This window comes from Croceicoccus pelagius, from assembly GCF_001661915.1.
GTDB classification, from domain to species: Bacteria; Pseudomonadota; Alphaproteobacteria; order Sphingomonadales; family Sphingomonadaceae; genus Croceicoccus; species Croceicoccus pelagius.
In genome coordinates, this window is record NZ_LYWY01000011.1 from 1 (window position 1) to 14,688 (window position 14,688).

Sequence of the window (14,688 nt, forward strand, 5' to 3'; positions counted from 1 at the left end):
TGAACCGCCCCGAGATTGCCGGAGGCCCCAACTCCTGAGAGGAAGGGTCTATGAGCAAGACGACGAACAAGTTCTCACCCGAGGTTCGCGAGCGAGCAGTCCGCATGGTTCTGGCCAGCGAGAAGGATCATCCGTCGCGCTGGGCGGCGGTCACATCGATAGCCGGCAAGTTCGGCTGTTCGGGCTACACGCTGCTCGAGTGGGTGAAGAAGTCCGAGATCGACAAGGGCATGCGAGCCGGAGTGCCGACCGAGCTGGCTGACAAGCTGAAGGCGCTGGAACGCGAGAACCGTGAGTTGCGCCAGGCCAACGAGATCCTGCGCAAGGCTTCCGCGTATTTCGCCCAGGCGGAGCTCGACCGCCCACTGAAGCGATGACGGCGTTTATCGACGAACACCGCGAGGAGTATGGGGTCGAGCCGATCTGCCGGGTTCTGCCGATCGCCCCATCCACCTACCACGAACGCGTCGCGCAGCGGCGCGATCCCTCGCGGATGTCGGCTCGTGCCCAGCGCGACCAGGCGTTGAAGCCCGAGGTCTTGCGCGTATTCGCCGAGAACTTCGGCGTCTACGGCGTGCGCAAGGTCTGGCGACAGATGAACCGCGAAGGCTTGAGTGTCGCCCGATGTACGGTGGAACGGCTCATGCGCGACCTGGGCTTGCAGGGCGTAATCCGCGGCAAGCCGGTACGAACGACCATCAGCGACAAGGCGGCGCATTGCCCGCTCGACCAGGTCAACCGACAGTTCCATGCGCCAGCACCGAACATGCTGTGGGTCTCGGACTTCACCTACGTCGCGACCTGGTCGGGGTTCGTCTACGTCGCCTTCGTGATCGACGTCTATGCCCGCTACATCGTGGGCTGGCGGGTCAGCAGAACAGCCCACGCCAGCTTCGTTCTGGATGCCCTCGAGCAAGCCATCCACGATCGTCGCCCGGTCCATTGTGGTGGCCTCATCCATCACAGCGACCGCGGCAGCCAGTACGTCTCGATCAAGTACACCGAGCGCCTTGCCGAGGCCGGGATCGAGCCATCGGTGGGCAGCGTCGGTGACAGCTATGACAACGCCTTGGCCGAGACGATCAACGGACTCTACAAGGCCGAGGTCATCCACCGGCGCGGACCATGGCGATCGTTCGAAGCTGTCGAATATGCCACACTCGAATGGGTAGACTGGTTCAATAACAGGCGGTTGCTCGAGCCGATCGGCAATATCCCACCCGCCGAAGCCGAAGAACGATACTACGCCATGCTAGACGACACACCCATCGCAGCATAACTCAAGCCAAATGGCCTCCGGCAATCTCGGGGCGGTTCATGACGCTTGAAAGAAATTGGTCCCATGCCGGTTCCACTAGGCGGCGCAGCGCCGCAGGTGGAGATGGTGTGGACGGCGCTCACCTGAGAATCAGGGTACTACGGTGACTGTCGTTGAACATGTCATCGAAGGAGCACCGTCCATGGAGGAGATTACCACCGTCGGGATTGACCTGGCAAAGAGCATCTTTCACGTTCACGCGGTCGATAAGGCTGGAGCAGTTGTACTGCAGAAAGCCTTCAAGCGCCGCAGGCTCATTGCGTTTTTCCAGAAGCTACCGCCTTGTCTGATCGGCCTGGAGGCGTGCGGCAGCGCCCATCATTGGGGACGTACGCTGCAACAGTTCGGCCATGACGTGCGTCTGATTCCGCCAACTTACGTGAAGCCCTACGTCCGCCGCCAGAAGAACGATGCGGCTGATGCGGCGGCGATCTGCGAAGCAGTGACCCGCCCGACGATGCGGTTCGTTCCGATCAAAATCGAGGAGCAGCAATCGGCGTTGATGCTGCACCGAGCCCGCTCGCTGCTTCTTTCCCAGCGTACAGCCCTGATCTGCGCCATCCGCGGTCACATGGCCGAACTCGGTCTCATCGCTCCACGCGCCGTGCGCAACATGAAGCCACTGCTCGACGTCCTGGCAGATGGGGATGACGAGAGTTTACCGCCTCTCGCGCGGGACGCACTTGCGCCGCTCGTGGCTCAGCTGGCCCACATTGATATCCAGATTGCCCGGCTCGACCGCGAACTGTTGAAATGGCACCGCGATAATCCCGTCAGCCAGCGTCTGGCCAGTATTCCAGGTGTGAGGCCAGTGACCGCTGCGCTGGCCGCAAGCGTTACAGATCCCTCGATGTTTGCATCCGCACGGGAGTTCTCCGCTTTCCTGGGTCTGACTCCGCGGCAGAACTCTACCGGAGGCAGAACGAAACTCGGTCGGATCTCGAAAATGGGCGATCGATACCTTCGCACCTTGCTGGTGAGCGGAGCCGTCTCGCTCCTCAGTCCGAAGCGGAAACATACTTGTGCGCTGGATGCCTGGGCCAGAAACCTCATCGAGAAGGATAAACCAATCAAGCTCGTCGCGATCGCGCTAGCAAACAAGATGGCGCGAATAGCCTGGGCGATCATGGCTCGAGGCGAAATCTTCCGGCATCCAGCTCCCGCCGTCTGATCCGCGACGGTCTCCATATTGGCGAGGACCTCGCAGTGATGCGATCCAACGGGACCAATGATCAGGACACTCCGGTAAATCGTCGGCGCTTCCAGCGCTCAGTGGAGATAGGAGACCTGATCGGCGGACGACATTAGGGCCAGCGGCATTTGCTGCACGAACAGGCCGAACATAAGACCGTACCCGACCGATTCCTCATGCAAGCCCTTGCCAACCGAGCGCCGTCCACACAAGACGGTTTAGCGTTTGACTGACAGCTCCGGCTGGCCCTGCTATGCGAACACAAGCTAGATGAACTGGCGGGTGAGAAGGTCGACTGCACCGACAAGCAACGGATACGGGCAATCAACAAGCACATGCACCAACTGCGGCACCTGTTGCGGTTTGCGAAGTCACGGGCCGGATATAGCCGCCAAGACCGATAACGATCTTATCGATCTAGCCCACAGCGAGGGTAAAGAGAGCATAGATAAACGCCCAAACAGCCACCCCCAGCAAAAGCAGAATGATTAGTGAGCCAGTCGACAAGTTGGCCATGGCCAGAGGCTTTTCATACTCATCGAGAGCTGAAATCAGGCGGACCGGACTTTCCTCAATACCCTCACTTGTATCGAGAAAGGGTGATTTTAGAACTGCCGCACTTATAACTGCCTTGGGGAGGGGTTCGACAAATCGGCAGCCATAGCAATGGTTGCGTGACCAAAGGATCTCTGCGGCGCAAGTGCCATAATCCTCTATATTTACATCGATGATGTCGTTGACATCGAGGTCCGCACCCCATGTCTCGAACATCAGTCCGCCTTCCGACAGGTTGTGGATCGTAACCGTGTAGCCTGCGCCATTGTGTGACGCGTCGGCATCCATGTTGAGAGGGCGGCGAACATTCCAACGCCTTTCTTGCGATTTTGACTTTAGGTGAACCTTTGCAACCAGCATCCTCATCCCCTTCCGGAAGCCCGAAAGGTTGCCGCAAAGGTTTAACAAAGGTTAAACCCATGGCTAAGCCATCGACGCGTAATGGACGGAGTGTGGCAATTCTAAGGCGGGACGGTGCGATTCGAAAATCTCAGGGGAGATCAGATATTTCCTGGATTTGATGTAAAAAGCCCCCACCGAGGCGAGGGCCAAGTTTGGTTGATTTGCGGTCTCAGTTTTGATCGCTGATCGAGCAGCCTGGCGCATTGGTGGCGTAACGTTCACGTACAGTCGGGTGTTGTATGACCTGCCGCTGATTTGGCCTCTTTCATAAGGGGCATCAGAAACGCAGCCATGCACACTGCGTGTTTCGATTCTCACACCAGTTAGCCTGACGCGGCATCGCTTGTGACCATCGACTGGATCAAGCTCAGAAGCTCCCCGGCAGTTTTATCCGCCTTTAAGCGTAATTCATCGAAGCTGGTTGCCCCCAGGATTGGGGGAACTTCCTCCGGATTGAGAAAAGCCATACTCCAACGCCCAAAGCGCCGGCCAGATATAGGGCTATTCAACAGCAGGCGGACTTCCTCGTGTCGAGGGTCCTTCACGATGCGCGAGTAGATCAATTGTACATTGTCCGGGTGCCCTTCCAGCACCTGAAGAAAGCGCCCGGAGTTCAACACGAGGACGCCAGTAATTTCCTTTTGGATATTTATGTCTCGTGAGACGGTGAGAAGCTCATTTATGCTCTCGGGTTGAGTAATAAGGCTCTTACTGACGTAGAGGAGAGTGCATAACTGCGACATCGCTAACATTCCCGAGACCGCCCTCGGCGGGTCCATCACAACAACCCCGATGCATCCAAGGGTACAGTCGTAGGTCTTGCTGTGAAAAATATCGCATCAGGTCAGTCAAAGCCAGCGGTTTGCTAAAGAGGAAGCCTTGGCCAATCGGGCAGTTTACGTTTCGAAGAAATCTGGCTTGATAAGCCTCTTCGATGCCCTCGGCGACCACGTTAAGACCAAGGCTTCTGCCTAGCGACCCGATTGCTGAAATAATTGCCTCATCTTTAGGATTGCCTATACCTTGGACGAACGACATATCGATTTTTAGGCAATCGACAGCATAGTTTCGGATATGCGCAAGGCTGGCATATCCCGTACCAAAATCATCCAATGCCACAGTAACCCCTGCTTTCCTGAGAAGGCGGAGATTGTCATCGACTGCACCGGCACCTCGGCCCAGGAAAACTCCTTCTACGACCTCTAGTTCGAGCATACGTGGTGGGATTCCCGCCCGCTCTAGGCGTTGAAGCACTTCGCGCGCGAAATTGTATCTCCGAAGTTCAGGCGCTGCTGCATTCACAGCCACCCTGCCAAAGGCTAGACCAGCATCGAGAAAACGTCTCATATCAGAGATAATTATGTCGAACATGCGGTCGCTGATTCGACATGAAAGATCAACATTATCAAACGCCGAGGCAATAGCGGCAGGACCTTCCATCGCGCCTGAAGAGCTCCGGATCCGCAATAAAGCCTCCAGACCATCGAGCGCCCCTGTATCAAGCCTGATCTTGGGTTGATAATAGGCCTCGATATTCTCGTTCAAGCTGTGCCTGACGCGTTCGGCGGTCTGATTGCGAGCGCGAACGGCAGCTTGCATCAGCGGATCGAAGAAAGCGTAACCTCCTCGGCCAAGATCCTTTGCCATGTAAAGCGCGAGATCGGCGCTCTTGAGCAATTCGCGGCACGTAGCTCCGTGGTCTGGCGCTACCGAGATTCCGAAGCTTGCTTTGCTGGTTAACCGGCGGCCTTCATAAGTGATTGGGGAGATAAGCTGTTCAATCAATGGTCGAACAATCGCCTCCGGATCGACGGTTTCTGCTCGGCCCCGCAGAACTAAAACAAACTCATCTCCACCCAATCGCGCTGCTAGCCTCACGGGGTCAGGCAACTTTGTGAGCTTTTGTGCAACGCCTCGGAGAAGCACATCTCCAGCATCGTGGCCTAGATCGTCATTGATTTCCTTAAAATGGTCAAGATCGAGCAGAACAACCCAAACCTTCTCTCCAGAAACCTGTGCCTCGCTGATGCTATTCTCTAGATATTCGACAAAGAATGCTCGATTGGGAAGTCCTGTCAGAGCGTCGGTCGTTGCGGAAGTCCTAGCGCGTTGGACAGCATTCGCAAATTCGGTGATGTCGTGCATCGAGACGAGCAATCCGCTGACTGATTGGTCACCATGCCTGATTGGTAGCACACTGGCGCGCCACCACCCTATTTCGTTGCCTCTCGAACAGTGAGCAAAATCTATCTCTCCGGGAATGCCGCCTTGGGCATTGTCGAGCAGGGAGGTCCATTCAAGGCCAAGTTTCGAGTTCCACAGACTGGTCCAAACCACCCCGGCCTCGGCTTCGCACACTACGCGAGCGCGATGATTCGAAAAAACCACTCTCCCGCTCAGGTCGAGTACAACGATCGGGTTAGCAGCCGCCTGAAGTATGGATTGAGCCGAAAGGCTCATCGATTTATCCTCACCGGGGATCAGTGTCGTCATTAACCTGTCCTCTTGCTGGACCGGTCAGATAGCCCTGTTAATCTTAACAAATAACTGATGGCCGAGACGGGGTTTTTCCAAGAAGAGCCGCAAACCGAATGATACGGCTTCTTGGCCACGGCTTTGGCTCAGTATCCCAACGCAAAAAGCCCCGCCGAAGCGGGGCTTAGGGGACCCATCGAGTGTCGATTAATTCGGATCGCTAATGCCGCAGCCCGGACTATCGACCCTTTGCTCGTGCACAAAAACGATGCGGTTACCGGTGTTCACACCATCCTCGTCGCACTGCCCTGCCGGGTCATCGTCCTCCAGGTCGAAGTCGGGGGTAATTTCGTCCAGTCGATCGATCAGGCGTTCCGTGAGACTTTCCAGTTCGTGACGGGACAGCATGGGGATAGCCTGTGCCAGAAGGGCGAGAGGGAGCGCCGAAGCGCCCCCGATTGGATTGCTGGCCATCTTCACGTCTCCAACCTTGCGAAGTCTGCATGAAGAATCTCCATGCAATCGGCCGGGAACTCATGGTCGTTGGGCAGATCCTCGTGTTCGATCATGTTGGCTTTGAACACCGCTGCGGCGATGGTCGGCGCGGGTGTTAAGGCCAGCTCTCGACTAGCGCGCCAGTGAGGCTTGCAATAAACCTCGGCCCACTTGTTTTCGGCGGCCTGCATCTCGTCGTATGCCGGCTTATGCTCTGCCTTGGCCTGCGGGACGTTAGACCAGTTAGGCCCATATTTGCTTTCGAGGGACCATCCGAAGCGACGAAACTTGTCGGTTGCTGCGTACAGTGCTCCGCACTCAGCATCTGCTTGCTGAAGCGTGTCGGCGCGGAGGTAGGCTTTCAGCGCCTTGTCCCATGCCGGATCGCTGCCAAGGGTGGCCAGCGCTGCGCTGTGCAGGACAGCACGCTTGGTCATGACGTCGATGTTAGCCATGTTCACGCCTCCACCGATACGAGAGCGAAGGCGTCGAATGCGAAGTTCTTGTCATCGGAGTGCAGGCGCGCGAACAGGTAATTGACCATCTTCATCGCGCCATTCCATTCATCGAAATTATGGAATTGCTCGGTGATTCCAGCGCCGGGAAATTGCGGCAGTGGGTGACTGTCGCTGAAGAGGCCAGCGCATGGCCGGGAGATAGCGCGCTTTCCGTTTCCATGGATATAGAGCGCACCCCCAAGCTTCAGGAAGAGCATCGAGATAAGAGCGGCGTTGTCGGCGGACTGTGGCAGTTCGTTCGGTCGTTCTGCACCGAAGATTTCATAGAGGTCAGCGCTTTGCGAGCGCATCTGCGGCGTGCTAGGAGTGGTCATAGTCGTTCCCTTCCACATCAGGGTTTCGATCAGGGTCGGGGTAGAGATTGCAGTCTCTCCTCGGCCCGCGTCGGCTTAACGCCTCCGCAATTGAAGTGATAGCATTGCTTCACTCTTGTGTAGAGCATAATTGTGGATTATGCTTCACTTCATGGATGCAAGGCAATGCAAGATGGCGCGAGACGGGCTTGGTCTGACTGGCCGCGAATTGGCCGAACTCGCTGGGGTACCTTACGCCACGCTCGCCCGATTTGAGGCTGGCGCAAACATTCGGACCGATACGCTAGATCGGGTTGAGGCCGCATTGCGCGCCAAGGGTGCTGAGTTTACAAAACGCGCTGGCCGAATTGGAGCCACAGTGCCAGGCTAATGTTCAGCAGTCTGCGACCGTCGCCAAGTTCCCGACGATGCGAAGGCTATGGCGATTGCCAAGCATCCAAGGCGCAATGATGATGAAGGTGATAGCGCCCGCCAGAACTTCGTCAGTCCCTAAAAAGCTTATCCCCCATCCAACCAGTCCAGCAATCAACGCACTAGCAATCAACAGAACGCCCAGGATGACCAGCGCTGTTAGGCCGCGCTTCCAGCGTTCAATCGCTCGTATCGCAGGAGAAGAGCTGTCGAGTTTGGATAGGCGGTCCACCGGCGAAATATGGCTCCGAAGATATCGGTCGTCTAGTCGTCTGGACAAAATTCCAAGGCCAGCCTCGCTCGCTTGACCGTTCTCATTGGAAATGATTCTGGCGTTCCGCTCTGATTTTTGTCTTCCACGGAACCTTCGTCGTGACCCGTGGATAATGAAAGCGCAGGTCGCCCGCTTCGTCGTAGATATCGACACAATCAGCCTCGCCAGCCTTCACCGATTTCTCAGCCTCAACCTTCGCTTCCGAAAATGAACCGACTCAAGCGGCGTCGAGGATCCGCTTGCCGTGCTGCCAGAGTTCAATGCGGTACGTCACGATTGGCCTCCTGACCTTGATGGCCGGGTAGATGGTGAGGCGCTAGAAATGGTCAAGTCTCGCACGCCATCAGGGCGTTGTGTTGCACCGTGACAACATCGTAGTCCGGCAACGGGGCCTTGGGTTCTGGCGCAGGCTTGGGATTGAGGGCGCGCTGGACGGTGGACTTACTCAGTCCGGTTTCGTCTGCGATCTGGCGAGCAATCCCTTCGGACGCAGCGGGGGGTTTACCATAGCCGATTTCCAATGGTTCATTTTGCGCCACTGGAATTTCGGCCCGCGCTTCCAGCAAGTCCGCATAGCGCCGGATATGTTCGTCCCGCTGCTCTTTGGTGAGGTCGAGCCGCTGCAGGTTTTCCGAAAGCTGTCAGCTCGGCGGCGATATTATTAGTGATGAAGACGGTGTGTCTCGTCTAATCGACTAGCAATGCCTGAGCGAACAGTGCTGCCGAGAGCGTTAACCTAATTTTGATAAACTTGCGGTGAATTAGGAAATTATTTTAAGTGACTTATCGAGTTCGTCTTCCTCAAAGAGGATTAGGCCGGATGTTCCGCTTAAAAAAACGTGATCCACGTAAGTCTGTCCGCCTATATGGCCGCCTGAGGCGCGATTACGATTGAATCGACTTACGAATTTGCAACTTATCCAGAAAAGGCTTGATGGCCGAAGCGGAAAACCCACCGAGCCGTGGGCATTACATAGAAATCCGACGCTACGATCAAATTATGGTTGGCCGGGTCGTCTGGCAAAATGGGCAGAAGTTTGGCGCCGTACTGGCGCATGAAATTGACATCGGGCCAATCGAAAAAGGGCCCCGGGGCGGTGAGAAGGCCGAACGACGGAACTACGATTTGCGGGAGCCCGAATCCCAAGTGAGAATAATGCATTCCCCAGCGGATTGGCGTCAAATTGGCGCAATTTTTGAGAAGAGTGCCGTTCTGATTTTTGGTTTGATCATGGCTGGGATAATGCTTTTTATGGCCTACGAAGCATCGACTCAACCGCTAAGCGGCATCGAACAGGCCTTAAAGCCTTGACGACCGGCAACGCAGTTAAAGCCTTAACCTTGCTTGGTAAGCAATCTGAAATTTTCCGAGGTCAGAACGGAATTGAGGGTGTCGCCAGACCAACTTCTCCTGGTCAGGGTCCACCCGTCACAAGTGACACCCTCACCCCAGAAACACGATTGCCGCAGCATATCCGCTCAAGCCGAGGCTGAGCAGCGACAGGCCAATCATGACAATTACATCCAGCTTCATTTCGCTCCCCTTTCGAGAGCAGCGCTACGGCGACATTATTAAGATTCGCTTCACGCCGGTATCTTACCGGCAGGATCAAATCATGAACATTCTTGGCTGGATCGCATGGTTGTGTTACTACTGCAACACACTAAACGTCGGGATGACAGTCGAGGAATCATGCAGGACACACACGTCAGTTTCCGCGCTAATGAAGCGGTCGTTGCAGCCCTCAGCCATCGCGCGGCACAAGCGGGCTGCTCCCTTTCAGGATATCTCAGGTCGCTGGTCGGCGAGAAGGTCGGACTACAGTGAACGCATGGCCCATCCTTGATGGCGTATTGCGCGCACCGGGTATCATTCCGACCGATCCGCCTACGCTCGAAGCGGCGGCACGTGGCGATGCTCACTCGCTCCGTAGTTTCGCCAACGCGGCCTACAGGTTCGTAGAGGCAAACGAGAATGATCCGGACATCGCAGTCATCGCATATGCAGAGGCGCTAACCTTTGCCCGGCTCGCTGCGGCACTGGGCGAACATCGGGACCGCGAAACCTTGATGTTTCTGCTTTCCAGATTTGCTGGCTGGCAACAGGACCACGGTCGTGATGATTTGGGCACCCGATTTGAAGCCGCGAGCCTTAACGTTGCAAGCGACCTTGCCGACGATGGCCGTGAAGACATGGCCGAGATGGTCAGCCGTGCAGGCGGCGTCCTTTCCCCCGAAACATTTGAAGAGGCCAAGCGCCAAAGGGAGCATCCCTAATGATTATCGACGCATCCATACCTTTGCGGGTCATGGTCCCCCAGCCTGGAGCAATGCCTAACGATAGGGCAGCGGGACCAAGCGCATGGGAGCAATACGTGCGCTACGATCCACAGGGCGCAATTGATCTCCGGACCACCACGCAGGATTGGGAGAAGGATGAGTTTGACCACGCTCGCAACCTGAACGAAGGCGTTATTCAGATTCTGGGCGGCGTCTACGATCATGCCAGCTACGAGCGCGGCAAGAACAAAGCACGAGCGCTCTATGGTCGGTTCGGGATCAAGCTCGATGACTTCCAGCTTTCTTCCGAATTCTCGCCGGAACTGGTCCGCTCCATCCAGATTGAGGCGATGGACACCAAGTCGCAGCTCGATGCCGTCCGCCGGGAGCGCAGGCTCGAATGGGACATCGAAGACGATCAGATCGACAACAATCGAATGCAGGCCGCCGAAGACGACAAGGCGCTGGACCGTTCGGAATGACGCGGGGAAACGCGCCGCTATCACGACACGATGGATCGCACGCGCCGCCGTGGGCAGGACGTTAGGGACGCGACCCAGCGCCGCGGACAGGATACTCGCTCGACAACGCGAGGGCGCAGAGACACGGCGCGGCCAACTGCGACTGGACCGAATGGCGAAAAGGTTGAATGGGATGGAAAGTCGTGGGTGCCGGTTAAGTGACCGCTCCCCCGCCCCCTCCTGGCTTCACCATTGATGCCGACGAACCGCCCAAGCGGACCAAGGCCAAGATACCCCCTCCACCGAAGGGCTACACTCTTGATGGCGAGGCAGTCGATGGCAACACTTTGCGCACCAACGAAGGGGTGAACCTGCGCCTCTATGGCGTAGATGCGCCAGAGCGCGACCAGATCGGTTGGGATCGCCAAGGCAATCCGGTGCGGATTGGTGACATGGCGACAATTGCGCTGGGTGATGTCGTCACGCCTGACGGCTCGGTCGGCCCCGTTCTGATGCAGTCCTACGGCAGGCCCGTGGCCAGTGTCGATCAGGACGGGCAGGATGTAGGCGAAAGCGTTGTACGGCAGGGAAATGCCTTGGCAGCTCCGGAATACATGGAGCAATCGCCCACCCTCGCCGCGATCTACATGGAAGGCGAAAGGCTCGCGCGGCAAAACCGTTTGGGTATGCACGGTGCGTTTGCGCAGACGCCGAAGGAATATCGCGACAATCCCGACTATGTTCCTGACCGCGCAACCATCGCGCGTTTCTGGGATACGCTCACCCCTTTTGCAGGTCTGCGCCCCGAGGTTGAAGCGGGTTATGTCGAGTTGTTGAAACGCGGCACGGCTGATGAAATTCTAAACTACGCCGAAGCCAGCACTTCACGCTCGATCCGGAAGACGTGCGCGGCTACGTCGCCGACAGGGATGCAGGCAAATCGGTTTCGACCGTCCGCACCTATAGCGACACCACCGCCCCGCTTACTGATCTTGGCGATGGCCGAACCGGCGCTACGATGCGCAGAATAGGCGATGGCGTTCTGGCGGGTGGTCTGGATGAGGTCGGGGGGGGGGGTTGTGGATACGTTCCGGCTTACGCCCGGTCGTGAGAACGTCTGGAACTCTGACCGACGCCTTGCAGACATCTGGGCAAACAACCAGCAACAGAACAGCGCCATCATCGGATATGACGACATGGCGCACCCTGGTTGGCGTCTTGGTGGTCAGATTAGTGGCGGCCTTGTCGTACCATTCGGGGCGAAGGCAAAGACGGTGCCCGAACTGTTCCGTGTTGGGGGGCCATGTATGGCGGTGTTGAGGGCTTCCTTGGTACTGATGGTGATATTGGCGAGCGTGCCATTGGTGGGGCCGTGGGCGTGCCGGTTGGTGGCGTTATCGGTGCCGCTGGTGGCAAGGCTTTGGAGTACGCCCTTCCCCGTCTAGCCCGCTTTGGGAAAAGTCGGACCGAGACTGCGGGCGAGGCAGCCGAGGGATATGCCGACGAAACGGCGCAGGGAGCCGCACAGGATGTCATCAACGACATTCCCCCGCCCCCTGAAGGATACAAGCTGGATCGCCGCTCCATCGCAATGGCTGCGGAAGCACAGGAGACTTTGACCGCTCCGGCTCGTCAGCGCGACATCATCGACGTTCGCAACACGCCGCGCCGGATGGATGCGCCGATAACCGAAGCGCAACTCCGTGCCGCGTCGGACAATATCAATCCGGGTGACGTTCTCGCCATCCCGTCGAACGTGGTGGCAGATGTTGATGAAGCCGCTGCCATTCAGGCAGGTCGCTTCGATCAGGCCAAGCCGGTAGACGAGCGCAGACAGCTTGCGCGCCAGACCGTCACCAACTGGAAGGGCGATCCCGTCCGCAAAGTCGGGCCGGTCGATCTGGTCGGCTTCCTGCGCCTGCGTGGTGGCCTTGCCGATCAAGGCGGAGAACTGCGGCATTATGTAGCAAACGCACCAAGAGGGTGATGGTCGCAATCGCAGGCGATGCGGTAGGTATCGCATATGCAGACACACGCTATATCAGCCCTTCGCAGCAAGCGCGGGGAACTCGCCGGTCAGATCGATGCGCTACAGGACCAGCTACGCCAAGCGATGATCGACACGGACCACGTAGATTGCACCCTGCGGCTGTTCGATCCCGATATTGAACTGGACGAGATACGGCCCAAGCCGCTTCCCCCGCGCCATCACGCCTTCAAGGGACAGGTAACGCGGTCGATCCTCGCCATGCTCCGCACAGAAAGTGCAATGGACGCCAAGGCCATCACGATAAGGCTGATGGCGGAGCGCGACCTGAACCCGAACGATAAGACGCCACAGAAGGCCATGACGAAGCGGATCGGAGCGGCGCTGCGCAACTTGCGGGAGCGGACGCTGGTGCAGTCTCGGAGAGGGGATGGAGCGTTCTTGGAGTGGTCTATAGCAGCCAGTCGATCACCGCACTGATGCCCCATGCTAGGCCTAGCAGGTGGGCGGCTAGGAGTAGGGCGAACTCTAGGCGGAGGGTCATTTGTGCGCTAAACTTGTCGTCATCCAAGGGGAACCACTATCGTACCCAAGTCTTATGAGAGTACCAAATCTTCTTGCGCAAGATTGTGTAAGGAATTGTCTGGTACTCAAGAAAGAGTTGAGGAGAGAGCCTCAGCTAAGGCACTGAACCGCCCCGAGATTGCCGGAGGCCATTTGGCTTGAGTTATGCTGCGATGGGTGTGTCGTCTAGCATGGCGTAGTATCGTTCTTCGGCTTCGGCGGGTGGGATATTGCCGATCGGCTCGAGCAACCGCCTGTTATTGAACCAGTCTACCCATTCGAGTGTGGCATATTCGACAGCTTCGAACGATCGCCATGGTCCGCGCCGGTGGATGACCTCGGCCTTGTAGAGTCCGTTGATCGTCTCGGCCAAGGCGTTGTCATAGCTGTCACCGACGCTGCCCACCGATGGCTCGATCCCGGCCTCGGCAAGGCGCTCGGTGTACTTGATCGAGACGTACTGGCTGCCGCGGTCGCTGTGATGGATGAGGCCACCACAATGGACCGGGCGACGATCGTGGATGGCTTGCTCGAGGGCATCCAGAACGAAGCTGGCGTGGGCTGTTCTGCTGACCCGCCAGCCCACGATGTAGCGGGCATAGACGTCGATCACGAAGGCGACGTAGACGAACCCCGACCAGGTCGCGACGTAGGTGAAGTCCGAGACCCACAGCATGTTCGGTGCTGGCGCATGGAACTGTCGGTTGACCTGGTCGAGCGGGCAATGCGCCGCCTTGTCGCTGATGGTCGTTCGTACCGGCTTGCCGCGGATTACGCCCTGCAAGCCCAGGTCGCGCATGAGCCGTTCCACCGTACATCGGGCGACACTCAAGCCTTCGCGGTTCATCTGTCGCCAGACCTTGCGCACGCCGTAGACGCCGAAGTTCTCGGCGAATACGCGCAAGACCTCGGGCTTCAACGCCTGGTCGCGCTGGGCACGAGCCGACATCCGCGAGGGATCGCGCCGCTGCGCGACGCGTTCGTGGTAGGTGGATGGGGCGATCGGCAGAACCCGGCAGATCGGCTCGACCCCATACTCCTCGCGGTGTTCGTCGATAAACGCCGTCATCGCTTCAGTGGGCGGTCGAGCTCCGCCTGGGCGAAATACGCGGAAGCCTTGCGCAGGATCTCGTTGGCCTGGCGCAACTCACGGTTCTCGCGTTCCAGCGCCTTCAGCTTGTCAGCCAGCTCGGTCGGCACTCCGGCTCGCATGCCCTTGTCGATCTCGGACTTCTTCACCCACTCGAGCAGCGTGTAGCCCGAACAGCCGAACTTGCCGGCTATCGATGTGACCGCCGCCCAGCGCGACGGATGATCCTTCTCGCTGGCCAGAACCATGCGGACTGCTCGCTCGCGAACCTCGGGTGAGAACTTGTTCGTCGTCTTGCTCATAGACCCTTCCTCTCAGGAGTTGGGGCCTCCGGCAATCTCGGGGCGGTTCA

18 protein-coding genes and 2 other annotated features are annotated in these 14,688 nt (G+C 57.7%); of the genes, 9 read left to right on the forward strand and 9 right to left on the reverse strand.

Features of this window, described 5'->3' with window-relative positions; all coding sequences use genetic code 11:
- Nucleotides 1–50 precede the first annotated feature (50 nt).
- Nucleotides 51–1,279 (forward strand): IS3 family transposase gene (locus A9D15_RS02390; protein WP_156521618.1). Its coding sequence is split into 2 segments (ribosomal slippage): nt 51–342 and nt 342–1,279, totalling 1,230 coding nucleotides; the frame shifts between segments, so codons are not numbered across the junction.
- Nucleotides 332–448, forward strand: a sequence feature (AL1L pseudoknot). Its footprint overlaps the gene before it by 117 nt.
- A gap of 181 nt (nt 1,280–1,460) precedes the next feature.
- Nucleotides 1,461–2,489, forward strand: a complete 1,029-nt coding sequence (locus A9D15_RS02395; protein ID WP_066761469.1) for an IS110 family RNA-guided transposase — start codon at nt 1,461–1,463, stop codon at nt 2,487–2,489.
- Between the two features lie 438 nt (nt 2,490–2,927).
- Here A9D15_RS02395 and A9D15_RS02400 read toward each other — a convergent pair whose 3' ends face one another.
- The 6 genes from A9D15_RS02400 to A9D15_RS02425 form a co-directional block, all read right to left on the reverse strand.
- Entirely contained in the window at nt 2,928–3,431 is a 504-nt protein-coding gene (locus tag A9D15_RS02400) for a PilZ domain-containing protein (RefSeq protein WP_066761478.1), read from the reverse strand.
- Between the two features lie 359 nt (nt 3,432–3,790).
- Nucleotides 3,791–4,246: a BLUF domain-containing protein gene (locus tag A9D15_RS02405; RefSeq protein ID WP_082924207.1), complete on the reverse strand. Its 456-nt coding sequence runs from the start codon at nt 4,244–4,246 to the stop codon at nt 3,791–3,793.
- Nucleotides 4,176–5,960, reverse strand: a complete 1,785-nt coding sequence (locus A9D15_RS02410) for a putative bifunctional diguanylate cyclase/phosphodiesterase (protein WP_066761487.1) — start codon at nt 5,958–5,960, stop codon at nt 4,176–4,178. Before A9D15_RS02410 ends, A9D15_RS02405 begins: the two co-directional genes overlap by 71 nt.
- Before the next feature lie 189 nt (nt 5,961–6,149).
- Nucleotides 6,150–6,416: a hypothetical protein gene (locus A9D15_RS02415; protein ID WP_066761489.1), complete on the reverse strand. Its 267-nt coding sequence runs from the start codon at nt 6,414–6,416 to the stop codon at nt 6,150–6,152.
- Between the two features lie 2 nt (nt 6,417–6,418).
- Nucleotides 6,419–6,892 carry a hypothetical protein gene (locus tag A9D15_RS02420; protein ID WP_066761491.1) on the reverse strand — a complete coding sequence of 158 codons (474 nt, stop codon included), beginning with the start codon at nt 6,890–6,892 and terminating at the stop codon, nt 6,419–6,421.
- A 2-nt stretch (nt 6,893–6,894) separates the two neighbouring features.
- Nucleotides 6,895–7,269, reverse strand: coding sequence for a hypothetical protein (locus A9D15_RS02425; RefSeq protein ID WP_172807443.1), 375 nt, complete (start codon nt 7,267–7,269; stop codon nt 6,895–6,897).
- 172 nt (nt 7,270–7,441) lie between these two features.
- Between A9D15_RS02425 and A9D15_RS17130 the strand changes: the two genes are divergently transcribed.
- Nucleotides 7,442–7,639, forward strand: coding sequence for a helix-turn-helix domain-containing protein (locus A9D15_RS17130; protein WP_425304721.1), 198 nt, complete (start codon nt 7,442–7,444; stop codon nt 7,637–7,639).
- A 3-nt stretch (nt 7,640–7,642) separates the two neighbouring features.
- Here the strand turns inward: A9D15_RS17130 and A9D15_RS02435 are convergent, their stop codons facing one another.
- Nucleotides 7,643–7,912 carry a hypothetical protein gene (locus A9D15_RS02435; protein WP_066761496.1) on the reverse strand — a complete coding sequence of 90 codons (270 nt, stop codon included), beginning with the start codon at nt 7,910–7,912 and terminating at the stop codon, nt 7,643–7,645.
- 368 nt (nt 7,913–8,280) lie between these two features.
- Nucleotides 8,281–8,520: a hypothetical protein gene (locus tag A9D15_RS16380; RefSeq protein ID WP_156521620.1), complete on the reverse strand. Its 240-nt coding sequence runs from the start codon at nt 8,518–8,520 to the stop codon at nt 8,281–8,283.
- A gap of 368 nt (nt 8,521–8,888) precedes the next feature.
- Here A9D15_RS16380 and A9D15_RS02445 point away from each other — a divergent pair, with 368 nt between their 5' ends.
- The 6 genes from A9D15_RS02445 (at nt 8,889) to A9D15_RS02475 (ending at nt 13,162) form a co-directional block, all read left to right on the forward strand.
- Nucleotides 8,889–9,266: a hypothetical protein gene (locus A9D15_RS02445; RefSeq protein ID WP_066761500.1), complete on the forward strand. Its 378-nt coding sequence runs from the start codon at nt 8,889–8,891 to the stop codon at nt 9,264–9,266.
- A gap of 512 nt (nt 9,267–9,778) precedes the next feature.
- Nucleotides 9,779–10,231 (forward strand): hypothetical protein, encoded by a 453-nt coding sequence (locus tag A9D15_RS02450; RefSeq protein ID WP_066761502.1) that lies wholly within the window; start codon nt 9,779–9,781, stop codon nt 10,229–10,231.
- Nucleotides 10,231–10,716 carry a hypothetical protein gene (locus tag A9D15_RS02455; protein WP_156521621.1) on the forward strand — a complete coding sequence of 162 codons (486 nt, stop codon included), beginning with the start codon at nt 10,231–10,233 and terminating at the stop codon, nt 10,714–10,716. The genes A9D15_RS02450 and A9D15_RS02455 overlap by 1 nt, the downstream gene beginning before the upstream one ends.
- A gap of 197 nt (nt 10,717–10,913) precedes the next feature.
- Complete coding sequence (locus A9D15_RS02460; protein ID WP_066761506.1) at nt 10,914–11,726, forward strand: thermonuclease family protein; 813 nt, start codon at nt 10,914–10,916, stop codon at nt 11,724–11,726.
- Nucleotides 11,727–11,998: 272 nt separating this feature from the next.
- Entirely contained in the window at nt 11,999–12,682 is a 684-nt protein-coding gene (locus A9D15_RS16385) for a hypothetical protein (RefSeq protein WP_156521622.1), read from the forward strand.
- A 36-nt stretch (nt 12,683–12,718) separates the two neighbouring features.
- Nucleotides 12,719–13,162 carry a hypothetical protein gene (locus A9D15_RS02475; protein WP_066761511.1) on the forward strand — a complete coding sequence of 148 codons (444 nt, stop codon included), beginning with the start codon at nt 12,719–12,721 and terminating at the stop codon, nt 13,160–13,162.
- Between the two features lie 247 nt (nt 13,163–13,409).
- Here the strand turns inward: A9D15_RS02475 and A9D15_RS02480 are convergent.
- Nucleotides 13,410–14,638 (reverse strand): IS3 family transposase gene (locus A9D15_RS02480; RefSeq protein WP_156521618.1). Its coding sequence is split into 2 segments (ribosomal slippage): nt 13,410–14,347 and nt 14,347–14,638, totalling 1,230 coding nucleotides; the frame shifts between segments, so codons are not numbered across the junction.
- Nucleotides 14,241–14,357 (reverse strand) — a sequence feature (AL1L pseudoknot). It overlaps the preceding gene by 117 nt.
- Nucleotides 14,639–14,688: the final 50 nt, after the last annotated feature.